We start from the raw sequence: 22,960 nt of genomic DNA on the forward strand, positions 1-22,960 counted from the left end.
GGCCGCCGCGGCCTGTCGATTCGACCCGCCCGTGCTCGACTAGTGTGTGAATCCCCCAATGTGGAGACAGCACCATGAGCACGAGCGAAAGCAGGCACCCGGTGGTTTCCCGCAGCCAGTGGCTGGCGGCCCGCCGGCAGCTGTGGCTGCACGAAAAGGCCTTCACCCACCACCGCGACGCGCTGTCCGCAGCCCGTCGCGCCCTGCCCTGGGTCAAGGTGGAGCACGACTATCGCTTCGAGGGGCCGGACGGCGAACTGAGCCTGGCCGACCTGTTCGCGGGCCGCAGCCAGTTGCTGGTTTACCACTTCATGTTCGCCGAGGGCTGGAGCGAAGGCTGCCACGGCTGCTCGTTCCTGGCCGACCACTTTGACGGCGCCAACCTGCACCTGGCGCATCACGACGTGTCGCTGGTTGCAGTGTCGCGGGCACCGTATGCCGAGTTCCAGGCCTTCCGCCGGCGCATGGGCTGGCAGTTCCCCTGGTATTCGTCACATGGCAGCGGGTTCAACGAGGACTTTGGCGTCAGCGTTGGCGGCGAGGGCCAGCGGCAGTACAACTATGAGCCATACGAGGGCGATGAAAGCGAGCTTCCCGGGCTGAGTGCGTTCTATCGCGAGCCGGATGGCAGCGTGTACCACACCTACTCGACCTATGCCCGCGGGCTGGACATCCTGGTCAACACCTACAACTTCCTCGACATTGCGCCACTGGGGCGCAATGAGGCCGGGACCATGGACTGGGTGCGGCACCATGACCGTTATGAAGGGCAGCCGGACAAGCCCAACTGCTGCCATAAGTGATACTCAGCCCACACGCGGTCGTTGTAGGAGCGGCCTTGTGTCGCGAAAGGGCCGCAAAGCGGCCCCAGCAATTTCAACTGTTGTGAATCAACCCTGGGGCCGCGTTGCGGCCCTTTCACGACACAAGGCCGCTCCCACAGGTATAGCGACAACCTCGAGAGCAACGCTGTACCTGTGTGGGCTTTAGCCGCGAAGAAGCCAACGCGGTGGGGTGGCACCGGCTGCGCCGGTGTTCGCGGGTAAACCCGCTCCCACAGGAATTGCGCCATGGTCCAGACTGCGTTCAACCCGTTACATCACCCGCGCACGCCCAGCATCCCGCGCTCGACGATGAAGTCGATCACCGCCTGCAGCCCCTCGCCCTTCTTCAGGTTGCTGAAGGTCCATGGCCGCTGCGGGCGCATGCGCTGGGTATCGCGCTCCATCACTTCCAGCGAAGCCCCCACATAGGGCGCCAGGTCGGTCTTGTTGATTACCAGGAAATCCGACTTGGTAATCCCCGGCCCACCCTTGCGCGGGATCTTCTCGCCTTCGGCCACGTCGATCACGTAGATGGTCAGGTCGGCCAGCTCCGGGCTGAAAGTGGCACTCAGGTTGTCACCGCCGCTTTCGACGAAGATCACCTCGAGGTTGCCAAACTTGCGCGCCAGGGCTTCGACCGCCGCCAGGTTCATCGAGGCGTCCTCACGTATCGCCGTGTGTGGGCAGCCGCCGGTTTCCACACCGACGATGCGCTCCGGCTCAAGGGCCCCGGCTTCGGTGAGGATACGCTGGTCCTCCTTGGTGTAGATGTCGTTGGTGACCACTGCGATCTGGTAGTGATCGCGCATGGCCTTGCACAAGGCTTCGAGCAGCGCCGTCTTGCCGGAGCCGACCGGGCCGCCGACACCGACGCGCAGGGGTTGTTGATAGCTTTGCATGCAGGCAGTCCTCAGGAACGGAACAATCGGGTGTATTGGGTTTCGTGTCGCGATGAGGCAATGGCCAGCAACGGCAGACCGCCGCCAAGCTGGTCATCGCCCAGGCCCAGTGCCTGGTCGAGGGCCGCGGGCAGCCCTGACCCCAGGTCGCGCAGCAAGGTCTGGGCAGCCTGCTGGCCGAACGGCACCAGCTTGACCCCGGCCATTACCGCGCCCTCAAGCCAGGCAAAACCATGGCCCAGGGCCAACTGGCGCAGTGGGATCGCCCAGTGCGCAGCCAGCCAGGCCATACCGCCGAGCTGGGTGAGTTCGAGGCTGGCCCGCCAGGCCGGTGCCTGGCCCAGTTCCCAGCCGTCCAGCAGCCGTGCCAGCGCCGCGCCGCGCTGCTGTTCTTCCTGGCGCAGCTCGGCGGTTTCGCGGTTGGCCAGCAGAAAGCGGCTCCAGTGGCCGAAGGCCTCGGCGTCCTCGGCCTGGCAGGCGTGGTACAGGCGCGCCAGCACCGGCCAGTCGAGGCAGGCCAGGGTGTCGTCTATCTGCTCGCGCTGCCAGGCAGCGAAACAATCCACGCCCCGTACCCAGCCCGCCTCGACCGCCCACTCCAGGCCTTGCGAGTAGGTGAAGCCACCCACCGGCAAGCCAGGGCTGGCCAGCTGCAGCAGGCGCAACAACGCCAGGTCACTGTCCATCAACCGGCCAGTACCAGCGCGGCGCCGGCCAGCAGGCCACCGCCAAAGGCCTTCTGCAGGCCGCTATGCCTGCGCAACAGGCAACCAACCGCAAAGCCAGCCGCCAGCAACAGGCCGCTGACCGTGACGAAGCCGGCGCTGAACTGCCAGAACGCGCTTGGCGTGGCTTCCACGCCATGGGCCCAGCCATGGAACAGGGCGAACACCGGCATGGCCATGGCCAGCAGCAGTTGGCGGCTGGGCAGTAGCACGGCACCGGCAGCCACCAGCAGCGACACGGCAATCAGGGTTTCCATGCCCAGCACATCGCCGAACAGGTGGCCGCACACCGCGCCGCTGAACATCGCCGCCAGGGTTGCCAGGGGTAGCGTCAGGCTGCGCCGAGTCAACGCGGCGAGTACACCAGTGCCCAGCAGCATCAGCAGGTGGTCAAGACCGGTCAGCGGGTGCAGCAGGCCGTCCTGCAGTGGGTTGGCGTCGTGCCCGGGGTGGGCGAAGGCAGGCAGAGCCAGCATCAGCAGAAACAGGGCGAAAGTCTTTTTCATCGGTTGCTCCAGGCAGTTCAGGAATGGGCAGGCAGGCGCACGAACGGGTGATCGTGGCCGTGGGCATGGCTGTGGCTGTGCGGCGCGCTCTGGTAGGCGCCCGCTTCAGGCTCGAATGGCGCCTGTTCGGCCTCTACCGTCAGGCCCAGGCCACGCAACATGTCGTCCAGCACGTGGTCGTGCTGGAAGCGCAACAGGCCGGGCTCGATCTGCAGCGGCACATGGCGGTTGCCCAGGTGATAGGCGGCGCGGGCCAGCAGGTGCGGGTCGGCGCAGCGCACCGTGGACACCGCCTCGGGCGCCGCCAGCACGCGGATCAGCTGGGTGCCCTCGGCATCGGCCAGCAGTTCGCCCCCGCGCAACAGGTGGCCGCGCTCGAGCATCAGCCCGGCCTCGCGACCATCATCCAGGGTCACCCGCAGGCGGCTCTTGATGCGGCTGTCCACGTCCAGGGTAACGGTGCCGGTTTCGCCCAGCTGGCCGGGGTCGGTGATACGGCGGGTCAAGACAATCATCGGTGCTCCTTCAGAACAGGAAGTAACGCTGGGCCAGCGGCAGTTCGCGGGCCGGCTCGCAGACCAGCAGTTCGCCGTCGGCACGCACCTGGTAGGTCTGCGCATCAACCTCGATCAGCGGCTGCAAGGTGTTGTGGACCATGTCGGGCTTGCGCACCCGGCGGCAGCCGTGGGCCACGCCGATCAGGCTGCGCAGGTTCAGCTCCTCGGCCAGGCCACGGTCCATCGCCGCCTGGGGCAGGAAAGTCATGCGCGTGGCATGCCGCGCCGCGCCCAGGGCGCCGAACATCGGGCGGTAGTGCACCGGTTGCGGCGTGGGGATGGAACCGTTGATGTCGCCCATGGGCGCGGTGACGATCATTCCGCCCTTGATCACCAGGGCCGGCTTGACCGCAAAGAACGCCGGCGCCCACATCACCAGGTCGGCCAGCTTGCCGACTTCCACCGAGCCCACTTCGTGGCCGATGCCGTGGGTCAGTGCCGGGTTGATGGTGTACTTGGCGATGTAGCGCTTGACCCGGAAGTTGTCGCTGTAGCTGGTGTCCGGCGCCAGTGGCCCGCGGCGCAGCTTCATCTGGTGGGCCACCTGCCAGGTGCGCAGCACCACCTCGCCAACCCTGCCCATGGCCTGGGAGTCGGACGAGGTCATGGCAAAGGCGCCCATGTCGTGGAGGATGTCCTCGGCGGCGATGGTTTCGCGGCGGATGCGCGACTCGGCAAAGGCCACGTCTTCGGCGATGCTCGGGTCCAGGTGGTGGCAGACCATGAGCATGTCCAGGTGCTCGTCCACGGTGTTGACCGTGTACGGCAGGGTCGGGTTGGTCGAGGACGGCAACACGTTGGCCTGCCCCGCCGCGCGGATGATATCCGGGGCGTGGCCGCCACCAGCACCCTCGGTGTGGAAGGTGTGGATGGTACGGTCGCCGATGGCCGCCAGGGTGTCTTCGATGCAGCCGGACTCATTGAGGGTGTCGGTGTGGATCGCCACCTGGATGTCCATTTCCTCGGCCACGCCCAGGCAGCAGTCGATGGCTGCTGGTGTCGAACCCCAGTCTTCGTGCAGCTTGAGGCCCACGGCGCCGGCCGCGATCTGCTCGCGCAGTGCTTCCGGCCGCGAGGCGTTGCCTTTGCCCAGCAAGCCGATGTTGATCGGCAGGCTGTCGGCGGCCTGGAGCATGCGCGCCAGGTACCAGGGGCCGGGCGTGCAGGTGGTGGCGTTGGTGCCGGTGGCCGGCCCGGTGCCGCCGCCGATGAAGGTGGTGACACCGCTGTTCAGCGCCTCGTCCACCTGCTGCGGGCAGATGAAGTGGATGTGCGAGTCGACGCCACCGGCGGTGACGATCTTGCCCTCGGCCGCGATCACCTCGGTGCCGGGGCCCACGGGCACATTTACGCCCGGCTGCACATCGGGGTTGCCAGCCTTGCCGATCACCGCGATACGCCCGTGCTTGATGCCGATATCGGCCTTGACGATGCCCCAGTGGTCGATGATCAGGGCATTGGTCAGTACCAGGTCCATGGCTTCGGCGGCCAGCATCTGGCCCTGCCCCATGCCATCGCGGATGACCTTGCCGCCACCGAACTTCACCTCTTCGCCATAGATGGTGAAGTCGCGCTCCACCTCGACCCACAGCGCGGTGTCGGCCAGGCGTACGCGGTCACCTACCGTGGGGCCGAACATGTCGGCATAGGCCTGGCGGGAAATGCGGCTCATGCCCTGCCCTCCAGCGCGCCCATCACCTTGCCCTGGAAGCCATGGACCTCGCGCTTGCCGGCGTAGGCCACCAGTTGCACGGTACGCGCCTGGCCGGGCTCGAAACGCACGGCGGTACCGGCGGGAATGTCCAGGCGAAAGCCCAGGGTCGGCGCGCGCTCGAACACCAGCGCCTCGTTGACTTCGTAGAAGTGGTAGTGCGAGCCGACCTGCACCGGCCGGTCGCCATGGTTGGCCACGCTGACGCTGACCGTCGCACGGCCGCTGTTCAGCTCGATATCGCCGGCGGCGACCTGGATTTCACCTGGGATCATGCGGGGCTCCTGGGCAGTTTCAGACGATGGGGTCATGCACGGTCACCAGCTTGGTGCCATCCGGGAAGGTCGCTTCGACCTGCACGTCGTGGAGCATTTCGGCAATGCCAGGCATCACCTGCTCGCGGCTCAATACTTCGCGCCCCAGGCTCATCAGCTCGGCGACGGTGCGGCCATCACGGGCGCCTTCGAGCACGGCGGCACTGATCAGCGCCACTGCTTCCGGGTAGTTGAGCTTCAGGCCACGGGCCAGGCGCCGCTCCGCCAGCAACGCGGCGGTGAACAGCAGCAGTTTGTCTTTCTCTCTCGGGGTCAGCTCCATGGCGCTCTCTCAGGTGGCCCAGATACGCGGCGGGCAGGCCGGCAGGCCGAGGACGGCCGGGCGCAGCACATGCCACAGGCGTTGCAGGGTGCGTTGCAGGTGTTGGTTGTCATGGTCGAGCACGCGGATCACCAGCAACGACCCAAGCAGGGTCGCGCCGGCCGGGTTGGCCATCTCGTCGAGCAGCGGGCGCACCAGATCCAGCACGGCCTGGTCGGCGGGTGCGGCGCAGAAGGTGGCCAGCAGCGGATGCCCGCCAAGTTTGTCCAGGCGCCCGCCTTCGACGCGCAGGCGCTCGTGCAGGCCCACTTCGTCGGGCAGTTCAATTTGCAGGCGGCTGTCGAGGGCACCCTGCTCGAAACGCTCGTTCATCACCGGGCGCCCCAGGCACAGGGTTTCCCAGGCCAGCAGGCGCGCCCCCGGTTCGAGGGTGAAACGGCTGGCGAGGCTGGCGCGGGCGCCGGAGAAGAAGATGCTGTCCTGCGGCAGCCACTCCAGGGTGCTGCCGGCTGCCAGGTGAAAGCGCTGGGCCAGCCGCGCGGTCGGGCCGATGCTGCGGTAGAACTTGCTGGCGCCGGGCATGGTCAGCAGAGCGTGGCTGCCCGGCTCCAGCTGGATATCCAGCTCCAGGCGGTCGCCAGCGACGATCCCACCGGGTGGGTGCAGCACGTAGACATGGCACGGTGCACCTTCCGGATAGAACGGTCGCTGCACCAAAAGAGGTCCGAAATGCCGCCACGCACCAAGGCGGGTCACCTCGTCACGCCTGACGAAACGCAACTGCAGGTGAGCGCTCCAGCCGGCATCGTCGTGTTTTTGTTCGATCTGCTCCGCGAGCGACATCCTGCGGCCCCTGAAATCCGTGGCCTGCTGGCCGTTTAGAGGGGCAGGCACGCACGGCTACGGCGCGCGCGGCCTGACCACTCGATCAAATTCGCAGGCTGGATATAGCAGGTTGCGGGCCAACTCCGCAGGTGAACGAAGATGAAACTTTTGCCCAAGCCGCTCTGGCATCGGGCATACAGGGGGATGGCGCACAAAGTGGGGGCGCACTCAGGCCCTGTTTAGGTGCTGGACTGAGAGAATGCTGGGGCCGCTACGCGGCCCATCGCCGGCAAGCCAGCTCCCACAGGGATCGCGCATGGCTTGAGGTCAGCGCGGTCGGCGTGGGAGCTGGCTTGCCGGCGATGGGCTGCACAGCAGCCCCAAGTGTGACGAAACTCAGTAATCGAAGCGGTCCACCGCACGCCGGCGTTCGTTGTCATCACGCCGGTCATAGATGGCCGTGGTCTGGATGTTGGCGTGATGCGCCAGCTTCTGCGCAATCGACAGGTCGTGCTCTTCGATCACCCGGGTGATGAATGCCCTGCGGAAATCGTGCGGCATGATCTTTACGCCCACCTGCGCACCACGCTGGCGGGCGATGTAGTAAATGGCATGCTTGGTGATGCGCGCCCGGGTGATATGGCTGCCACGGCGGATGCGGTTGAACAGGAACGGGTCGTCTTCGGCCCCTGCCGGCAAGTCCTGGCGGCGCAGGTCCAGCCACGCCTGCAACTTCTCGAACGCCCATGGCGGGGCGTACTTGATCAGCTGGCGGTTGCCCTTGCCCAGCACCTGCAGGCTGCGCGCCTCGAAGTCGACCTGGTCCAGGTCGATGTCCACCGACTCCGACTTGCGCATGCCGGTGCCGTACAGCAAGGCGATGATCGCCGCGTCGCGCACACCCTGCGGCCGTGGGTCGGCCGCGCACACATCCATCAGCTCGCGAATCAGGCTGCGGCGCAGGTTGCGCCCCGGTGGCAGGCGGCTGCCGGTGGCCGGTTTGACCTCGCGGATGCGCAACAACTGCTCGTGATCGATCAGGCCCTGGCGCCAGGCTTCGTTCATCACACCGCGGATGGCGTTGACGTACAGCGACGAGCTGTTGGGTGCGTAACCGTCGGCACGCAGCGCCGCCACCAGGGCGATCACATGGCCGGGCTCGAGCCGATGCCAGGGCACATCGACGATATTGCAGTCGACAAACCCCAGCCGGTCGGCAGCGTCCTGAAGGATGTAGCGCATGGTTTGCTGGCTGGATGGGGCCAGGCGGGCCATGTACTGCAGCAGTGGATTTTTCGAGAGGTCGGACAAAACGTGAATCCTGTAGCGAAGCGTTGGCCAGCGGCGAACCGGCCAGACCCTGAAGCAAGTCAATACGACATACAAGCAGGTCCAAATAACAGCAGAAAACGCATGTCATTCGGACCCCGAGAGGTGCCATCACCTTGATATACAAGGGGTTCGGAGCTGGCACGGATCGTGATCTTACCCCAATTGAGCCTACTGAACGAACGAAGGTCCGCCCATGCTTGTGCAGCCGATCGCTTCACGCCCACGCCAGGCCGTCTGGGGCCTGGGTTTCCGCCCATTCTTCCTGGGTGGCAGTTTGTTTGCGCTGCTCGCCTTGCTGTTGTGGGCCGGTGTACTGGCCGGGGTGCTGGAGCCAACGCCCCCCGGCGGCATGCTTGCCTGGCACCGCCACGAGATGCTCTATGGCTTCGCTGCCGCCATCATCGCCGGTTTCCTGCTGACTGCCGTGCAGAACTGGAGCGGCACCCCAGGCTTGAGCGGGCGTGCGCTGCAGGGTTTGTTCCTGCTTTGGCTGCTGGGCCGGGCGAGCTGGTTCCTGCCATTACCGGGCAGCTTGCTGGTAGTGATCGAGGGCAGCTTCCTGCCACTGGTGGCACTGGCCCTGGCACGGCCGATCGTGCAACGGCGCTTGCGTAACAACTACCCGATCGTCGGCCTGGTGCTGTTGATCGCCGCCTGCCAGTGGCTGACGCTGGTCGGCTGGCTGCGCCAGGACGAACTGTGGCAGCGCCGCGGGGTGTTTGCCGGGTTGTGGCTGGTAGCCGCGATGATGACCGTGCTTGGCGGGCGGGTGATCCCGTTCTTCACCCGGCGCGGCCTGGGCAACATGGCCCCGGCCCCTGCCCGCCCCTGGCTGGACCGGGCCTGCCTGCTGCTGAGCGTGGCGGTACCGCTGGCCTTTGCCTCGGGCTTGGCCGATACGCCACGTATCGCCCTGGTCCTGCTGTTCAGCGCCTTGTTCGCCCTGCATACGGCCCGCCTGGCCTTGTGGCATGACCGTGGCTTGTGGCGGGTGCCCCTGCTGTGGTCGCTGCACCTGGCCTATGCCTGGATTGCCATTGCCTGCCTGGGCATGGCGCTGTGGCATGCCGGGGTGGCGCTGGGCCCGAGCCTGGTGACCCACGCCCTGACCGTGGGCGCCATGAGCGGCTTGATTCTGGCGATGATGGCACGGGTCAGCCTGGGCCACACCGGCAGGCCGCTGCAGGTGCCGACCAGCATTGCCTGGGCCTTTGTCTTGATACAACTGGCGACGCTGGCGCGGGTGGTGCTGCCGCTGTTCACGCCGCTGGGGCTGAGCCTTTCGGTAGTGTGCTGGAGCCTGGCGCTGCTGCTGTTCCTGCAACATTACCTGCCCATCTTGCTGCGGCCACGGGCTGACGGTATGCCTGGCTAGCCTTGATGCCCAGATTGCCGGGGCCGCGTTAACCTCCCGGCGCTGGCCACCACCCCGGGAACATCTGCTGCACCCGGGGTTCGGCGAAGCGCTCGTCGATCAAGACCAGAACACCACGGTCCTGGTCGCCCCGGATGACCCGGCCTGCCGCCTGGATGACCTTGCGCACGCCCGGGTAGAGATAGGCGTAATCGAACCCCGCACCAAACTGCCGCCCCAGACGCTGCTTGAACTGCTCGTTGACCGGGTTGACCTGGGGTAGCCCGAGGGTGGCGACAAACGCGCCGATCAGCCGTGTGCCCGGCAAGTCCACCCCCTCCCCGAATGCACCACCCAGCACCGCAAAGCCCACCCCACGGCCATCCGCCACAAAACGGTCGAGAAAGCCCTGGCGGGCCGCTTCGTCCATGCCCGGTTCCTGGGCCCACATGGGTATCTGTGCATGCCGCTCGGCCAGCAGCCCGGCCACCTGTTGCAGGTACTCGAAACTGCTGAAGAACGCCAGGTAGTTGCCCGGCATGCGCTCATACTGTCGGGCAATCAGCTCGACGATCGGCGCCAGCGAAGCCTGGCGTTGCTGGTAACGGGTGGATACCTGGCTGGCGATGCGCACTTCCAGCTGTTCGGCGCGAAACGGCGCGGCCACTTCCAGCCAGGCGGTATCGGCCGGCATGCCAAGCAGGTCGCTGTAGAAGTGCCGTGGGCTCAGGGTGGCGGAAAACAGCGTCACGCTGCGCGCCGCCTGCATGCGTGGGCCCAACAGGCGCGCCGGGGTGACATTGCGCAGGCACAGGGTGGCCAGCCGCCGCTTGCGCGGGCCCTGGCGCTGGCTGATGTCGAACAGGAAGTGCTCGTCGAACAGCTCGGCAACCCGGCTGAACTGCAACGCCTGGTAGAAGAACTGCAGCACCTGCGGGTCCATTTGCGCAGGCGCCTGGTTCATTTGTTCCTGGATCAGCCCGATGCATTGCTGCAGGGCACGCAGCAAAGCGTCCGGCAGCGTCTCGCTGGCCTGGTACGGGGCACGCTGCTCCTTGTAGAGGGCGTTCCACTGCCGGTTCAGCCGGTCCAGCGCACTGACCAGCCCGGGCGGTTTGCTCTGGCGCAGGGCCTGCAACTGGCCTTGGTCGAGGCTGGCGCTGTACATGCCGCGGCCGCGCTCGACCAGGTTGTGCGCCTCGTCCACCAGCACCGCGACCCGCCACTGGTTGGCTTGGGTCAGGCGGAACAACAAGGCATGGGCATCGAAGTAGTAGTTGTAGTCAGCCACCAGCACGTCTACCCAGCGCGCCATTTCCTGGCCCAGGTAATACGGGCATACCTGGTGCGCCAGGGCCACTTCGCGCAGCTGGGCGCGGTCGAGCAAGGGCAACGCTGCCGCTGCCTGCCGCGCGGCCGGCAGGCGGTCGTAGAAGCCTGCGGCCAAGGGGCAGGATTCGCCATGGCAGGCCTTCTCGGGGTGCTCACAGGCTTTGTCGCGGGCGATCAGCTCCAGCGTGCGCAAAGCCGGCTGCGGCGTGGCATCGGTGATCTGGCGTATGGCATCCAGGGCCAGGGCCCGGCCCGGGGTCTTGGCGGTGAGAAAGAACAGCTTGTCCAGCTGCTGCGGCACCATGGCCTTGAGCAGAGGGAACAAGGTACCGACGGTCTTGCCAATTCCGGTGCTGGCCTGGGCCATCAGGCAACGGCCGGTACTCACGGCCTTGTACAGGGTTTCCGCCAGTTGTCGCTGGCCCTGGCGGAACGCCGGATAGGGGAAGCCCAGTGCTTGCAGGCCCAGGTTACGCTCGGCCAGGCGCTGCTCCTGCCCTTGTGCCCACGCCAGAAAGTGCTGGCACTGGGTTTCGAAGAAGGCCTGCAGTTCGGCAGCCGTGCAGTGCTCACTGATCAGCGTCTGGCCATCGCTGTCCACGTCCAGGTAAACCAGCGCCACCTCGATGGCCGGCAGTTGCCGTGCCTGGCACATCAACCAGCCGTAGACCTTGGCCTGCGCCCAGTGCAACTGGCGATGGTTGGCCGGTTGGCGCGACAGGTCGCCACGGTGGGTCTTGATCTCTTCCAGGCGGTTGCAGGCAGGGTCGTAACCGTCGGCGCGGCCACGCACTTTCAGGGTTTCGAACTGGCCTTCAAGGGCAATTTCCGACTCATAGCCCGCAGCACGTCGCGCCACCACCCGCCGATGCCCCTCGATCCCCTCCTGGGCGGTGGGTGATGGCGTGAAGCGCAGGTCCAGGTCGCCGACCTTGGCGCTGAATTCACACAAGGCGCGTACCGCCACGCTGTAGCTCACGGTGTTTCGCTCCAGCGCACGTGGCACACCGCGACAGGCAGGCCGTGGGCCCGGCAGAACTCCAGCCAGCGCAGCTGGTTGTCCTGCAGGCGGTCGCCAGGGCCCTTGACCTCGACCATGCGGTAGCGACCTTGCTCGGGCCAGAACTGGATCAGGTCGGGCATGCCGGCGCGGTTGTTGCGGATGTCCTGCAGCAGGCGCAGGAAGCACTGTTTCAAATGGGCCGCCGGCAGGCAGGCCAAGGCTTGCTCAAGCAACGCTTCACTGAGCACGGACCAGAACACGAACGGCGACTGCAGCCCTTGCTTGGCGGCGTAGCAGTCGAGAATCGCCCGGTGATGGCTGCCATCGTCCAGCCGCCCCAGGCAACGTTCGAACAGAGGACTGCGGCGTTGCTGGAAGTCGCTGTCATGCAGGTCCTGCGGGGCGGCCTGGAACGGGTTGAAGAACGCGCCAGGCACCGGGGCGAAGATCGCCTCCCAGCACAGCAGGCCGAACAGGCTGTTGAACAGCGTGTTCTCCACGTAATGCACCGGCCCACCGGCTTCGGCCAGGTGCTGGCGTACCGCCTCCTCCACACCCAGCGCTGCCAGTTCCCGGGGCAGTTCCAGCTCGATCAGCTCCAGGGGCGCGACACGCTGGCGCCGCTGTGGCGGGCCACCGAGCTTGCGTGCCAGGCGTGGCAACATGCGTTCCAGCGCCTGCACTTCCAGGGCGTTGGCCGGCGCCGCCGCCAGTTGCAGCGCCAGTGCATGGGCCTGGGGCCACTGTTCGCTGCGCTCCAGCACCCGCACCTGGCGGATGCGCGCCTGGGCATGGCTGCACTGCGTGTACACAGCCATGGCCTGCGCCCAGTCGCCCAGGCGCTCGCATTGCTGGCCCAGGGCAAATTGCAGGCGCGCATGGCGCCGGGCCAGCCATGGGTTGTCGCTGTGCAGACCCTGCATGGCTGCCAGGATCGACAGCGGGTCGTCGCCCTGCTCCAGGCGCTCGGTGCACTGGTGCAAGGCCATGGCCAGGTCGACTTCGGCGCGTTGCTGCAGGGCACGCGAATCGGTACTGAACGGCACCTGTTCGTAGCGCAACAAGCCGAGGTCGGCGAGGACGAAGTCCGACCAGTCCTGGTACAGGTTGCCGAAGAACAGCAGGCGCATGCGGTCGCACAAGGGTTGCAGGCACCACTGGAGGATGCGCACGCCGCTGTCCGGAAACCACTCGGCCAATGAACGGGCTTGCAGGCCCAGGGGTTGCAGTTGTGCAAGCAGGTCATGCTTGGCAGCGCGAGGGCGGCTCAGCTGCGGGGCAAAACAACGGGCAAGTTCGTCCTTGCGCAGCAGGGCGAACAGTTGCTGCAGTTCCAGTTGCGCGGGCTCCCGTACCCAGCCGAGGGCCAGCAACGGCTGCAGGGCCTGCCCGGTATCGCCGATTTCGGCATAGTCGAGGCGATCGCTGCGAAACAGCTCGCCCTTGCGCATGACCATGCGCACCATCAGGGCCTGTGCCGGAGCGTCCAGTTGGCCGAAGGTGCGGATGAAAGCGAGTTCCTGATCGTCGAGCAGGTCTTCGTAGCGCTGTTCGACCCACAGCAGCACCTGGCGGAAATTGTGCAGGTAGTAGAACGGGTCGTCGACGGAATGGGCGATCACGGGCTGGGGGTCAGGCGGCTGGAATGGATACTGGTTATACATACAGACCAGTATGCCTGGCAAGTGCCGTGGGTCGCTCAACGATCGGCTGTCGGCTTGGGGGCTGCTTTGCAGCCCAATCGCGACGCAAGGCCGCTCCCACAAGGTATTGCAGTGCTGCTGAAACCAGCGCGATACCTGTGGGAGCGGCCTTGCGTCGCGATTGGGGCGCAAAGCGCCCCCCCGGAATTCACCCCTGTTCCGTCGCCCCGACCATCTCCGCCGCCTTGACCTTGGCACTGCCAATCGGCGCCTGCAGCAGCAGGAAGTAAGCCACCGCCGAACACAGCGCCACCACCGCACTGATCATGAACGCCGTGGTGAACGAGCCCGAGTACTGGATGCTGAAGCCGGTGACGATCGGCGCCACCGAGCCGGCAATGTAGCCGCCGAAGTTCTGGATCGAGCCAAACGAGGCCACGCGCTGGCTGTCGACGATGGTGTTGACGATCATCCAGGCAGTGGCACTGGCCATGTTGATGCTGAACAGCGCCAGGCACAGCAGGACGATGCAACCGGTCAGGCCGGTGACGAACGACAGCGGCAGGGTAAACAGCGCCGCCAGCACCAGCCCGGTGATGACGCTGAACTTGCGGCTGGCCAGCACGCTCATGCCGCGCTTCACCAGCAAGTCGCAGAAGCGCCCGGCAACGATCGTGCCCGCTGCGCCAAAGCCATAGGCCAGCGACACCACCCAGGCGGTCTTGTACAGGTCCAGGCCGTGCTCACGCTCGAAGTAGCCAGGCAGCCAGGTCAGGTGCAGCCAGAGCATGTAGATCACGCCCATGAAGCCCAGCACCGCACCCCAGGTACTGCGGTGCTTGAACAGGTCGAGCCAGCCGGCGAAGTACGAGGCCTTCGGCGCTTGTGCAGTGGCTGCCGGCGCCTGCTGCCCACTCGGCAATGGCTTGCCCTCGGCAGCAAGCTCCGCCAGGTAACGTGCCTTGCTTTTGTAGAAGGTCAGCCAGCACAGCGCCGATCACGCCGGTGATGATGAACATGCCGCGCCAGCCGAAGTTGACCATGAACAGCGTCAGCAAGGGTGGCGCCAGGCACGGGCCGAGGCAGGTCGAGGACCAAACCACGCCGGTCGGGGTGCCGCGTTCGTTGGCATCGAACCACTCCGACAGGGCCTTGGCCGCCGACGGGAACATCGGCGCCTCGCCAATCCCCAGCAGCACACGCAGGCCCATGAAGCCGGCAAAGCTGTTGACCATGCCGAACGCTGCCTGGGCCACCGACCAGCCCAGCAACGAGGCGCCGAGGGCGATCTTGCTGCCCAGGCGGTCGATGATCATGCCCATCGGCAGCTGGGCGGTTTCGTCGGCCCATCGGTGATGGGCCTGATCGAGCAGGCCACCGGCAGTACCCGCAATGGCTTGTGGATCATCGCCGCGTTGCTGGTGGTGGCAGCGCTGGTCAGTACCCGCTTGCGGCAAGGGCAGGAGCAAGCGAATCGCTGACAGGAGGCGTTTGCCTGCCAAGGCCTAATCGCCGGCAAGCCGGCTCCCACAGGTACAGCGACAACCTTGAGTTCAACGCTGCACCCGTGGGAGCTGGCTTGCCGGCGATGGGTTGCAACGCAACCCCGGCGGCTCAAGGTGTAGCGCCGGCAGGCCGGCCGCAGCGCAGTTCCAGCACCTGAGCCAGGCGCTCTACCGCCTGTTGCAGCTCCCCCGGGTGATCACCCAGCCACGCCATCGCCAGATACTGCTGGTAGCGGCCCTGCAGGCTGAACTGCTCGCCCGGCAGGGCATGCAGTGCTGAACCAGCCAGCGCTGCTGCAATACCCTCCCACGGCAGCGGCTGGCGAAAGCGCACCCACAGTGTCCGGCCACCCTCCGGCGTTTCCAACACCACCCGCTGGCCGAACTGCAGCTGCAACTCACGCGCCAGGCATTGCATGCGCTTTTGCAGGTCGGTGCGCAGCCGCACCAGTTGCGCCTCGATTTCGCCTTTGCCCAGCATGTGCGCCAGCGCTTGCAGGCGAAGCGGTGCAAGCCGAAATGCACGCTCAGCGAAAGCCCGGGCCAGCACGGCATCATGACCCAGCAGGTAGGCATAGGGCGCCTCGCCCCCCACTGCGGCATCGAACGCCCCCATCACCAACAGCCAACGCGGGTCGACCCAATCGCGCAGGCGCGTATTCGGCGGCCCGCTGTAACAGTGCTCGCTGTCCAGATCGTTCTCCAGCAACCATACAGGGTGCTGGCCCAGCAGCTGGCCAAGCTGCTGCTGATAGTGCAGTGAAACCAGCCGCCCCTGCGGCATGCCAAGGCACGACGGCATGACCAGCATGCACACCGGCTCGCTGGCCAGCAGCCGGCCCAGGGCGCGCAGGTCCGGGTTGCCGCGGCTATCCAGTGGTACCTCCAGCACTCGCATGTCGGCACGGGCCAATGCGCGCAGTACCTGCCAGCAACAGGGCGAGTGCACTACCACGGTCCCGCCTTGCAGGGCCAGCGCCGCCAGCAAAGTCTCCAGCAACGCCTGCACATCTGGCGCCAGCTGGACGTCCTCGGCACGCCAGTACTGGTTGGAGGAGCGGGTATAGCGCTCGGCGACGGCATTGCGCAGGCGGGCGCTGCCGGGTGCGTCCCACGGGGCGACACTGTGCGAGCGCTGACGCGCCAGGCGCCGCTCGTGGGTGAACAGGGTGCGCTCAAGCATCGGCTGTGCCGGCAGGGACGCCTGCCGGGGCATGGCCGCAGCATCCCCCTTGGCAGCGCCCTGTACGTAATAGCCCGACCTGGGCAGACACTGCACGCGCCCCTCTTCTTCCAGCAGGCTGTAGGCACTCTGCACGGTGGCCAATGACACCCGCAACCGCCGGGCCAACACGCGCAACGACGGCAATCGGCACGGGCCACTGGGTGGCGCCTGGTCGATCAGGGCTTCCAGGTAGCGATAGACCTTGCGATAGGCGAACTCGCCGGAGCCCGATTGCGCCATCAAGGCGGCCCCGCATGACCACGCCGCCGCCCCGTTGCCCGCCGTGGCAGCAACCTCAGCTGTACATCGCGACGGGCCAGGTGGCTCATGAGGCGCCAGGAGGCCAGCGGCAGGCCTCCGCCATAGATCAACCGGAGTTGCCCCAGCGGCAGGCCGCTGGTATTCACCAGCCAGTTTTTCACCGCTTCAGGGCAGGGTTTACCCTGCAAGGCTCGATGCAGGTATGGCAGCGCCACCAGCATGTCGGCATGCCAGCATTGCAGAAAACGCTCCAGGTTCTTCCCCTGCCTGGCAAACGGGCTGAACAGCAGGCACACCTGTTGGATCTGGTTGATGCCATATGCCTTGCCGAACTGCAGCTGATGCGTGTCGCGCCGCTTGTTGGCGCCCGGCTGGCCAGCCAGCCGCAATGCCGGGCGACTGGCCTGCGGCTCGAGACTGCGTGCGTGCAGCTCCCGCAGCTGCACCGGGGCCAACGGCTCGACGAACGCGGTCAATGGCCAGGCGTCCTGGCTCCCCTCGAAGCGACAACCGAGCATGAGGTCCAGCTGCTGCTCTTCGAGCAATGGCGGCAGCAGGTCGTCAATGGCAATCAACCGCACCGGCGTACTCTGCGGCACGCTCGCCGAGGTCGGCCCCGCCAAGGCACCCGATGGCAACCCGATACTGCCGTGCAGGCGGCTCAGCCCTTGTGCCAGCGTCGCCAGGCACTGGTGCACCACATGCGGACCGCGCTCCCCTGCCAGGCGCAGGCTGCGACGTGCCCAGGCCAGGTACCGGCGGCGCTGGCGCGCAGGGATGGCGGTGATAAATACATCAGCAGGTGAATGGGCCTGCAGCGCAAAGCCCACGGCCGCCGCCAGTTCCAGGTGCAGGCGACACCCCAGCAGCGCTTCGGGCCTGGCATCGACCAGGTGACCGAACATCAGCATGGCATCCCTCGCCAACAGCCAGTTGTCGGGCGCGGCAGGGGCATGTCGGCTGAACGGCACCACTTCACGCCCCTTGATCATCTGCAGTTGCACCCGCGGGTCATCCTGCAAGAACAGCGCATTGAAGCTGCGCTCATGGCATTCGAGCGTGGCACTGTCAGCCACGGGCAGGCTCACCACCAGCACCCGCAGCTGGAAGGTTACCGGCGCACGCAGGGCGATACTCAGTTGTGCGGCACGCAGCATGGCCAGCAGCCGGGTGCTGCGGCGATCATTGCCTTGCAGCACCAGCAAGCGGCAGGTACCGATGTAGTCGGGCCCGCCTGCAGCAACCAGCAGCCGTTGTATCAGCAATTGCAAGGAAGCACGCTGTGCTTGTGACATATGACTGAGCAAGCGCTCGAGTACTTGCTGGTAGATATAGTGCATTGCCTGGTCGTGAATAGCAGTCACGAGATCACCTCATCAACTTCATGCAGCCAGCGCACGTTGATCAGAGGACCTGAACATCAACATGCCCCGAACTTTCCCAGAAGAAATTTCCTACAACTAATTGGAAGTAATGACGTAACCATCACTGTCGCCATGACATCGAGAAAAACCCATCGTCGCGACGCCCCGCCGCTGCCATACACCGCCCTGGCCTGGGCATAGCCATGCTCATTCCACGCTCCTTGCGCAAACTATCATTGAGCCATTATCGAGGGATGCAAAGCGAATAGAAGATACAGATCAGGGTAAAAAAACCATTCAGCGGAAGTGAGAAAACACATTGACTGCCAGACGGGAACAGTACAAGACAAAAAACTTGGCGGGATATTTCGGCAAGCCACGGAGCAATCAGTTCAAATATAGTCCGCGTCGTATTTAATTGTAGGAAACTTCTTTTTTTAACGTAAAACCAGTCTCTATTAGCAACAAAAAACCCGGGACTCTGCCCGGGTTTCCTGATAGATGCAGACCGCTGTCAGTGTTGCGCCATGTCCAGCACCACACGCCCGCCGCACGGGCATTGGTCCATGTAGCGATGCGCCTCGACCACCTGTTCGAACGGGTACACCTTGATGATCTGCGGTGTCAGCAACTGGTCGGCAGTGAACTGGTTGATATCACGCAGGGCGCGCTGCAGCGCCACCTGATCCTGGCTGATACCCAGCTCCGGCTTGCCGGTGAAGTTGCCAATGCAGTGCACATAGAACTGGATGTTCTTCTGGAACGCCGCGCAAGCCGGGAACGGCGTCTGATTGCCGCCTTGCAGGCCATACAGCACCAGGCTGCCACGTGGAGCCAGGACATCGCCCAGCAGCGACATCTGCGGCCCGCCCATGCCATCCAGGACCATGTCCACGCCACGACCATCGGTGTACTTGCCAACCTGCAGCAACAGGTCCTGCTCTTCAGTGACAATCACCTTGTCGGCGCCCAGGCCCAGCAGGTACTCACGCTGATCCGCCTCTTTTGTGGCGGCAAACACCTTCAGCCCCAGGGCCTTGCCCAGTTGCACGAAGGCAGGGCCCGCGCAGTGGCTGGCGTCGGTGACCAGCGCGGTCTGCCCGGCCTTGGCCCGGGCCAGGTCGACGTAGGCGAAATAGGCGATCAGCAGCGGCGTGTAGTGCACGCTGGCCTCGATCGGGGTGAGCACATCCGGATAACGGGTAATGGCCGAACGCGGCAGCACGATGACATCGCCATACACCGGGTGGTCGTTGGCACTGGTGGCCGGGAAGCTGGCAACCCGGTCACCCACCGCAATATCCTCGACCCCTTCGCCGACCGCGGTCACCACCCCCGCCATCTCGTGGCCGATCCCCGCCGGCAGGCGCGCCTGGGACGGTGCCAGGTTCTGGCGCCAGAGCACGTCATACCAGCTGACGCCAACCGCCTCGACGCGGATCTGTACCTCGTCGGCAGCAGGTGACGGTTCGGCCTGCTCCTCGCAACGGAGCACATCGGCAGCGCCGAACTTGTGGAAACGGATCATGCGGGACATCGCATACCTCGCCTTTGTGAACCTCTAATTACCACGGACTTTATCCGGGCTTTGCTGGTTAGACCATCAGTGGTCATTAATAGTCGACATGCTTGTCATCGATTGGGCACCTGACTTTCCCTGCGATTGGTCCCCCTAAACCCGTGCAGGGTACCAGCCTTTGGCCTTAAGATTCACCTCTGCCCCACTTTAGGCGAAGCGCACCGATGAATCGAAACGACCTGCGTCGCGTAGACCTCAACCTGCTGATCGTGTTCGAAACGCTGATGCACGAGCGCAGCGTGACCCGTGCCGCGGAAAAACTGTTCCTCGGCCAGCCCGCCATCAGCGCGGCCCTGTCGCGCCTGCGCAACCTGTTCGACGACCCGCTGTTCGTGCGCACCGGCCGCAGCATGGAGCCCTCGGCCCGGGCCCACGAAATCTTCGCCCTGCTGTCCCCGGCGCTGGACTCGATTTCCACCGCCGTCAGCCGCGCTGCCGAATTCGACCCGGCCACCAGCAATGCGGTGTTCCGCATCGGCCTGTCGGACGACGCCGAATTCGCCCTGCTGCCGCAGCTGCTCAAGCGCATCCGCGCCGAAGCGCCGGGTATCGTGCTGGTGGTGCGCCGGGTCAATTACCTGCTGATGCCGACGCTGCTGGCCTCGGGCGAGATCTCGGTGGGGGTCAGCTACACCAGCGAACTGCCAGCCAACGCCAAGCGCAAGGTGCTGCGCCGCAGCATGCCGAAACTGCTGCGCGCCGACAGCGTGCCCGGCGCCATCACCCTGGACGACTTCTGCGCGCGGCCGCATGCGCTGGTGTCGTTTGCCGGGGACCTGTCGGGGTTCATCGACGAGGCGCTGGACGAGATTGGCCGCAAGCGCCACGTGGTGCTGGCGGTGCCGCAGTTCAACGGGCTGGGGAGCTTGCTGGCGGGCACCGATATTGTCGCTACAGTGCCGGATTACACGGCGGATGCGTTGACCGCGGCGGGTGGGTTGCGGGCTGAGGATCTGCCGCTGGATGTGCGCAGTTTCGAGCTGCACATGGCCTGGCGCGGGGCGCAGGACAATGACCCGGCAGAGCGGTGGTTGCGGTCGCGGATACAGATGTTCTTCGGCGACCCTGACAGTCTTTAGGGGCTTCGCGCCGATCGCGTCCCTGGAAGTGGTGTAACTCATCCTGCGGCGCTATTGAGCGTCCTCCCCGCCTATCCTTGATCAGCAGAAAACCAAGATTGACCGAGTAAGGATTATTCCTTACCATCCGATCAATACATCCGGGAGAACACTCATGCCTGCCATCCACGAAATCGCCACGTTGACCTCGAAGGGACAGGTCACACTGCCAAAATCCGTTCGCCAGCTACTGGGCGTTGACACAGGTGGCAAGATTGCATTCGACGTGCGCGGGGGTGAAATCGTGGTCAGCCGCGTAGAAACCACCCACGAAGACCCTGCCATCGGTGCGTTCCTGGGTTTGCTGGAGGCTGATATCCGAAACGGACGCAACCTCACCACCCTGCCGGAAGACTTGGCGCAAACCATGCTCGCCAATGCAAACCACCCTGTAAACCTGGACGAAGATATCGATGGTGAGGTCGCGATCTAATGCTGCGACATGGCTGGACACTGTTGTTCCATGAAGGTGTGACTTTACAGCTACGCATATTGCAAGAAGCCGCCGCCCGGGCCGAGCAGAACGATCCGCAAGGTTTTGAAAGCAACGCCAACGTCAAGCTGTTTCGGGCATTGAGCCATCTGATCATGGAGGCTGTGCCTGCCGACCCAGGCCGTGATGAGTTCCGCCAAGGCAACACGCTGGGCACCGCCTACAGACATTGGCGCCGCGCAAAAATCGGCAGGCGCTTTCGGCTGTTCTTTCGCTACGACTCAAGGTCCAAGGTCATCGTCTATGCATGGGTCAACGACGAAAATACCCTACGGTCCGCAGGCAGCAAATCCGATCCCTACGCCGTATTCGAGAAGATGCTGGGCCGCGGCAACCCTCCTGATGACTGGGATGCGCTGACTGCTGCAACGCGTAGCGACTGGGACGAGCCCAAAGCATAAGTTGCGCAAATGGGTGAGGGATTGCACGTTCTGCGCCAGCCCCGCCCCCGGTGCGTCCACTGTAATCCACTCGTAGCTGCTGTAAAAAGGGGCCCCATTCATAACCATTTGATTTATATGAAGGGCCAAATGTTATTCGGGGATCCGGACAGTCTCTCAGCACGATCCCCAACACCTCATCGCGCAAATGGCCCAGGCGCTATGGATCAAGGCTTTCACGCTTGGCCGGCAAGAACGCCACGCCCCCCTGTGGGAGCGGCTTCAGCCGCGAAGCAGGCGCCGCGGTATCACATGGATTTCATCAGTCCCGGTCAATCTTGGCATTTGACAAGGCTAAGGACAGGGTCGATACCAATGACATCCCTGCCAAAGGAGTCACCCATGTCGAAGCTTTATCCCAGCATTGATCCTGAGGGGCTGGTCGAGTACTCGGTGGTGTACAGCGACCGCTCGCTCAATCACATGTCGCAGACGTTTCAAGGCGTGATGAAGAACATTTCCAGGACCCTGAAACAGGTCTATAACGCCCAGGCTGTTGCGGTAGTGCCCGGCAGCGGTACATTCGGCATGGAATCGGTAGCGCGCCAGTTTGCCACCGGTCAGCAATGCCTGGTGATACGCAACGGCTGGTTCAGTTATCGCTGGAGCCAGATCCTTGAGATGGGCAACATCCCGGCGGCCACCACAGTGCTGAAAGCCCGACCGGTCGACACTGGTCGCCAGGCTGCCTACGCTCCGCCCCCTCTGGACGAAGTGCTGGCGGCGATAAAGGCGCACAAGCCGCAGATTGTCTTCGCCCCCCACGTTGAAACCTCATCCGGGATTATCCTGCCCGACGATTACCTGCGGGCCGTCGGCGACGCTGTGCATGCGGTGGGCGGCCTGTTCGTGCTCGACTGTATCGCCTCGGGCACGATCTGGGTTGATATGCAAAAGTGCGCAGTCGACCTGCTGATCAGCGCTCCACAGAAAGGCTGGAGCGCCTCCCCTTGCTGCGCCCTGGTGATGCTCAGTGCTTTGGCCCTGGAGCGCATCGAGCAGACGCAAAGCAGCAGTTTCGCCTGCGACCTGAAAAAGTGGCTGCAGATCATGCAGGCCTACGAACAGGGCGGGCATGCCTACCATGCGACCATGCCCAGCGACTCTCTCGCGCGATTTAACAAAGTAATCAATGAGATGCGAGCCTACGGTTTCGACAAGGTCCGCGGCGAACAGCAGGCTCTGGGCGATCGAGTGCGCGCCATGTTGACCGGCAAAGGCATCAAGAGCGTGGCCGCCGCCGGCTTTCAGGCCCCGGGCGTAGTGGTGAGCTACACCGATGATGCCGATATCAAGAGCGGTAAGAAATTTGTCGAGCACGGCCTGCAGATAGCCGCCGGAGTGCCGTTGCAATGTGACGAGCCGGCCGACTTCCAGACCTTCCGCATCGGTCTGTTCGGGCTCGAAAAACTGCACGATATCGAGCGCACGGTCAGCACCCTTGAGCAGGCACTGGACGAAGTGATGGTGAACTAAGGCCTCATCCTGGCATTTGCCGCTTTCTTGTCCTCGGTGATCGAAAGCGGCACGCCACCGGCACAGATGGCGGCGATTCGCGAGCGTCTGCGTGAACTTGGCCTGGAACCTTGCGACTGCTTGTCGCCCCCACTCATGGATGCACTCGCGGTTCACGCCGCCAAGCAAAAAGGCACCTACCGCGAATGATG

At 64.8% G+C, this 22,960-nt stretch carries 20 protein-coding genes and 3 pseudogenes; 8 read left to right on the forward strand and 15 right to left on the reverse strand.

Annotated features, from left to right (window positions below):
* Positions 1 to 74 precede the first annotated feature (74 nt).
* Complete coding sequence (locus tag ACGLHT_RS08065; RefSeq protein WP_137164178.1) at positions 75 to 803, forward strand: thioredoxin family protein; 729 nt, start codon at positions 75 to 77, stop codon at positions 801 to 803.
* A gap of 296 nt (positions 804 to 1,099) precedes the next feature.
* On the opposite strand, the gene ureG is transcribed toward ACGLHT_RS08065, so the two are convergent.
* From ureG to xerC, 9 genes are all read right to left on the reverse strand, one after another.
* The gene (ureG, locus tag ACGLHT_RS08070) at positions 1,100 to 1,723 is read right to left on the reverse strand and encodes an urease accessory protein UreG (protein ID WP_010953755.1); all 624 of its coding nucleotides are present in this window, start codon (positions 1,721 to 1,723) and stop codon (positions 1,100 to 1,102) included.
* A gap of 11 nt (positions 1,724 to 1,734) precedes the next feature.
* Positions 1,735 to 2,409 carry an urease accessory protein UreF gene (locus tag ACGLHT_RS08075; RefSeq protein WP_137164179.1) on the reverse strand — a complete coding sequence of 225 codons (675 nt, stop codon included), beginning with the start codon at positions 2,407 to 2,409 and terminating at the stop codon, positions 1,735 to 1,737.
* On the reverse strand, positions 2,409 to 2,954 hold the full coding sequence (locus ACGLHT_RS08080; RefSeq protein WP_137164180.1) for a HupE/UreJ family protein: 546 nt from the start codon (positions 2,952 to 2,954) through the stop codon (positions 2,409 to 2,411). The genes ACGLHT_RS08075 and ACGLHT_RS08080 overlap by 1 nt, the downstream gene beginning before the upstream one ends.
* Before the next feature lie 17 nt (positions 2,955 to 2,971).
* Positions 2,972 to 3,469: an urease accessory protein UreE gene (gene ureE / locus ACGLHT_RS08085; protein ID WP_085663694.1), complete on the reverse strand. Its 498-nt coding sequence runs from the start codon at positions 3,467 to 3,469 to the stop codon at positions 2,972 to 2,974.
* A 10-nt stretch (positions 3,470 to 3,479) separates the two neighbouring features.
* Positions 3,480 to 5,183: an urease subunit alpha gene (gene ureC, locus ACGLHT_RS08090; protein ID WP_137164181.1), complete on the reverse strand. Its 1,704-nt coding sequence runs from the start codon at positions 5,181 to 5,183 to the stop codon at positions 3,480 to 3,482.
* Entirely contained in the window at positions 5,180 to 5,497 is a 318-nt protein-coding gene (locus tag ACGLHT_RS08095) for an urease subunit beta (RefSeq protein ID WP_025339426.1), read from the reverse strand. The genes ureC and ACGLHT_RS08095 overlap by 4 nt, the downstream gene beginning before the upstream one ends.
* A gap of 19 nt (positions 5,498 to 5,516) precedes the next feature.
* Complete coding sequence (locus tag ACGLHT_RS08100; RefSeq protein ID WP_003256923.1) at positions 5,517 to 5,819, reverse strand: urease subunit gamma; 303 nt, start codon at positions 5,817 to 5,819, stop codon at positions 5,517 to 5,519.
* A gap of 9 nt (positions 5,820 to 5,828) precedes the next feature.
* A complete protein-coding gene (locus tag ACGLHT_RS08105) occupies positions 5,829 to 6,662 on the reverse strand; it encodes an urease accessory protein UreD (RefSeq protein WP_137164182.1) in 834 nt (277 codons plus the stop codon).
* Between the two features lie 378 nt (positions 6,663 to 7,040).
* Positions 7,041 to 7,955: a tyrosine recombinase XerC gene (xerC, locus tag ACGLHT_RS08110; RefSeq protein WP_015270152.1), complete on the reverse strand. Its 915-nt coding sequence runs from the start codon at positions 7,953 to 7,955 to the stop codon at positions 7,041 to 7,043.
* Between the two features lie 214 nt (positions 7,956 to 8,169).
* Between xerC and ACGLHT_RS08115 the strand changes: the two genes are divergently transcribed.
* Positions 8,170 to 9,351, forward strand: coding sequence for an NnrS family protein (locus ACGLHT_RS08115; RefSeq protein WP_274119928.1), 1,182 nt, complete (start codon positions 8,170 to 8,172; stop codon positions 9,349 to 9,351).
* A 28-nt stretch (positions 9,352 to 9,379) separates the two neighbouring features.
* Here ACGLHT_RS08115 and ACGLHT_RS08120 read toward each other — a convergent pair whose 3' ends face one another.
* From ACGLHT_RS08120 to ACGLHT_RS08130, 3 genes and pseudogenes are all read right to left on the reverse strand, one after another.
* On the reverse strand, positions 9,380 to 11,641 hold the full coding sequence (locus tag ACGLHT_RS08120; protein ID WP_274119929.1) for an ATP-dependent DNA helicase: 2,262 nt from the start codon (positions 11,639 to 11,641) through the stop codon (positions 9,380 to 9,382).
* Complete coding sequence (locus tag ACGLHT_RS08125) at positions 11,638 to 13,287, reverse strand: VRR-NUC domain-containing protein (protein WP_274079670.1); 1,650 nt, start codon at positions 13,285 to 13,287, stop codon at positions 11,638 to 11,640. Before ACGLHT_RS08125 ends, ACGLHT_RS08120 begins: the two co-directional genes overlap by 4 nt.
* A 229-nt stretch (positions 13,288 to 13,516) precedes the next feature.
* Positions 13,517 to 14,642, reverse strand: a pseudogene (locus ACGLHT_RS08130) (MFS transporter); the annotation flags it as partial.
* Here ACGLHT_RS08130 and ACGLHT_RS08135 point away from each other — a divergent pair.
* A pseudogene (locus ACGLHT_RS08135) lies at positions 14,640 to 14,789 on the forward strand (MFS transporter); the annotation flags it as partial. The pseudogenes ACGLHT_RS08130 and ACGLHT_RS08135 sit on opposite strands and share 3 nt — an antisense overlap.
* A 133-nt stretch (positions 14,790 to 14,922) precedes the next feature.
* Here the strand turns inward: ACGLHT_RS08135 and ACGLHT_RS08140 are convergent.
* The 3 genes from ACGLHT_RS08140 to ACGLHT_RS08150 all read right to left on the reverse strand — a co-directional run bounded on the left by ACGLHT_RS08140 (position 14,923) and on the right by ACGLHT_RS08150 (position 19,200).
* A complete protein-coding gene (locus ACGLHT_RS08140) occupies positions 14,923 to 16,278 on the reverse strand; it encodes an aminotransferase class I/II-fold pyridoxal phosphate-dependent enzyme (protein ID WP_274079669.1) in 1,356 nt (451 codons plus the stop codon).
* On the reverse strand, positions 16,278 to 17,663 hold the full coding sequence (locus ACGLHT_RS08145) for a hypothetical protein (RefSeq protein WP_274079668.1): 1,386 nt from the start codon (positions 17,661 to 17,663) through the stop codon (positions 16,278 to 16,280). The genes ACGLHT_RS08140 and ACGLHT_RS08145 overlap by 1 nt, the downstream gene beginning before the upstream one ends.
* Before the next feature lie 514 nt (positions 17,664 to 18,177).
* On the reverse strand, positions 18,178 to 19,200 hold the full coding sequence (locus ACGLHT_RS08150; protein WP_038409469.1) for a zinc-dependent alcohol dehydrogenase family protein: 1,023 nt from the start codon (positions 19,198 to 19,200) through the stop codon (positions 18,178 to 18,180).
* A gap of 206 nt (positions 19,201 to 19,406) precedes the next feature.
* Here ACGLHT_RS08150 and ACGLHT_RS08155 point away from each other — a divergent pair, with 206 nt between their 5' ends.
* The 5 genes and pseudogenes from ACGLHT_RS08155 to ACGLHT_RS08175 all read left to right on the forward strand — a co-directional run.
* Positions 19,407 to 20,321 (forward strand): LysR family transcriptional regulator, encoded by a 915-nt coding sequence (locus ACGLHT_RS08155; protein WP_038409468.1) that lies wholly within the window; start codon positions 19,407 to 19,409, stop codon positions 20,319 to 20,321.
* Positions 20,322 to 20,475: 154 nt separating this feature from the next.
* Positions 20,476 to 20,793, forward strand: coding sequence for a type II toxin-antitoxin system PrlF family antitoxin (locus ACGLHT_RS08160; RefSeq protein ID WP_075045414.1), 318 nt, complete (start codon positions 20,476 to 20,478; stop codon positions 20,791 to 20,793).
* Positions 20,793 to 21,254, forward strand: a complete 462-nt coding sequence (locus ACGLHT_RS08165; RefSeq protein WP_137164187.1) for a type II toxin-antitoxin system YhaV family toxin — start codon at positions 20,793 to 20,795, stop codon at positions 21,252 to 21,254. Before ACGLHT_RS08160 ends, ACGLHT_RS08165 begins: the two co-directional genes overlap by 1 nt.
* A 381-nt stretch (positions 21,255 to 21,635) precedes the next feature.
* Positions 21,636 to 22,769 carry an aminotransferase class V-fold PLP-dependent enzyme gene (locus tag ACGLHT_RS08170; RefSeq protein ID WP_075045417.1) on the forward strand — a complete coding sequence of 378 codons (1,134 nt, stop codon included), beginning with the start codon at positions 21,636 to 21,638 and terminating at the stop codon, positions 22,767 to 22,769.
* Positions 22,770 to 22,784: 15 nt separating this feature from the next.
* Positions 22,785 to 22,958 (forward strand): annotated as a pseudogene (locus ACGLHT_RS08175) (glutathione-dependent formaldehyde-activating protein); the annotation flags it as partial.
* Positions 22,959 to 22,960 lie beyond the last annotated feature (2 nt).

This window comes from Pseudomonas sp. PsB, from assembly GCF_043658375.1.
In the GTDB taxonomy this organism is placed as follows: Bacteria; Pseudomonadota; Gammaproteobacteria; order Pseudomonadales; family Pseudomonadaceae; genus Aquipseudomonas; species Aquipseudomonas putida_Z.

Excerpts from the sequence above, each read along its gene's own strand:
- ACGLHT_RS08155 (WP_038409468.1), top strand. The coding sequence starts at position 19,407 with ATGAATCGAAACGACCTGCGTCGCGTAGACCTCAACCTGCTGATCGTG.
- ACGLHT_RS08150 (WP_038409469.1), bottom strand. The coding sequence starts at position 19,200 with ATGTCCCGCATGATCCGTTTCCACAAGTTCGGCGCTGCCGATGTGCTC.
- ACGLHT_RS08105 (WP_137164182.1), bottom strand. The coding sequence starts at position 6,662 with ATGTCGCTCGCGGAGCAGATCGAACAAAAACACGACGATGCCGGCTGG.
- ACGLHT_RS08160 (WP_075045414.1), top strand. The coding sequence starts at position 20,476 with ATGCCTGCCATCCACGAAATCGCCACGTTGACCTCGAAGGGACAGGTC.
- ACGLHT_RS08140 (WP_274079669.1), bottom strand. The coding sequence starts at position 16,278 with ATGGCGCAATCGGGCTCCGGCGAGTTCGCCTATCGCAAGGTCTATCGC.
- ACGLHT_RS08095 (WP_025339426.1), bottom strand. The coding sequence starts at position 5,497 with ATGATCCCAGGTGAAATCCAGGTCGCCGCCGGCGATATCGAGCTGAAC.
- ACGLHT_RS08065 (WP_137164178.1), top strand. The coding sequence starts at position 75 with ATGAGCACGAGCGAAAGCAGGCACCCGGTGGTTTCCCGCAGCCAGTGG.
- ureE (WP_085663694.1), bottom strand. The coding sequence starts at position 3,469 with ATGATTGTCTTGACCCGCCGTATCACCGACCCCGGCCAGCTGGGCGAA.
- ACGLHT_RS08165 (WP_137164187.1), top strand. The coding sequence starts at position 20,793 with ATGCTGCGACATGGCTGGACACTGTTGTTCCATGAAGGTGTGACTTTA.
- ACGLHT_RS08115 (WP_274119928.1), top strand. The coding sequence starts at position 8,170 with ATGCTTGTGCAGCCGATCGCTTCACGCCCACGCCAGGCCGTCTGGGGC.
- ureG (WP_010953755.1), bottom strand. The coding sequence starts at position 1,723 with ATGCAAAGCTATCAACAACCCCTGCGCGTCGGTGTCGGCGGCCCGGTC.
- ureC (WP_137164181.1), bottom strand. The coding sequence starts at position 5,183 with ATGAGCCGCATTTCCCGCCAGGCCTATGCCGACATGTTCGGCCCCACG.
- ACGLHT_RS08170 (WP_075045417.1), top strand. The coding sequence starts at position 21,636 with ATGTCGAAGCTTTATCCCAGCATTGATCCTGAGGGGCTGGTCGAGTAC.
- ACGLHT_RS08075 (WP_137164179.1), bottom strand. The coding sequence starts at position 2,409 with ATGGACAGTGACCTGGCGTTGTTGCGCCTGCTGCAGCTGGCCAGCCCT.
- ACGLHT_RS08080 (WP_137164180.1), bottom strand. The coding sequence starts at position 2,954 with ATGAAAAAGACTTTCGCCCTGTTTCTGCTGATGCTGGCTCTGCCTGCC.
- ACGLHT_RS08100 (WP_003256923.1), bottom strand. The coding sequence starts at position 5,819 with ATGGAGCTGACCCCGAGAGAGAAAGACAAACTGCTGCTGTTCACCGCC.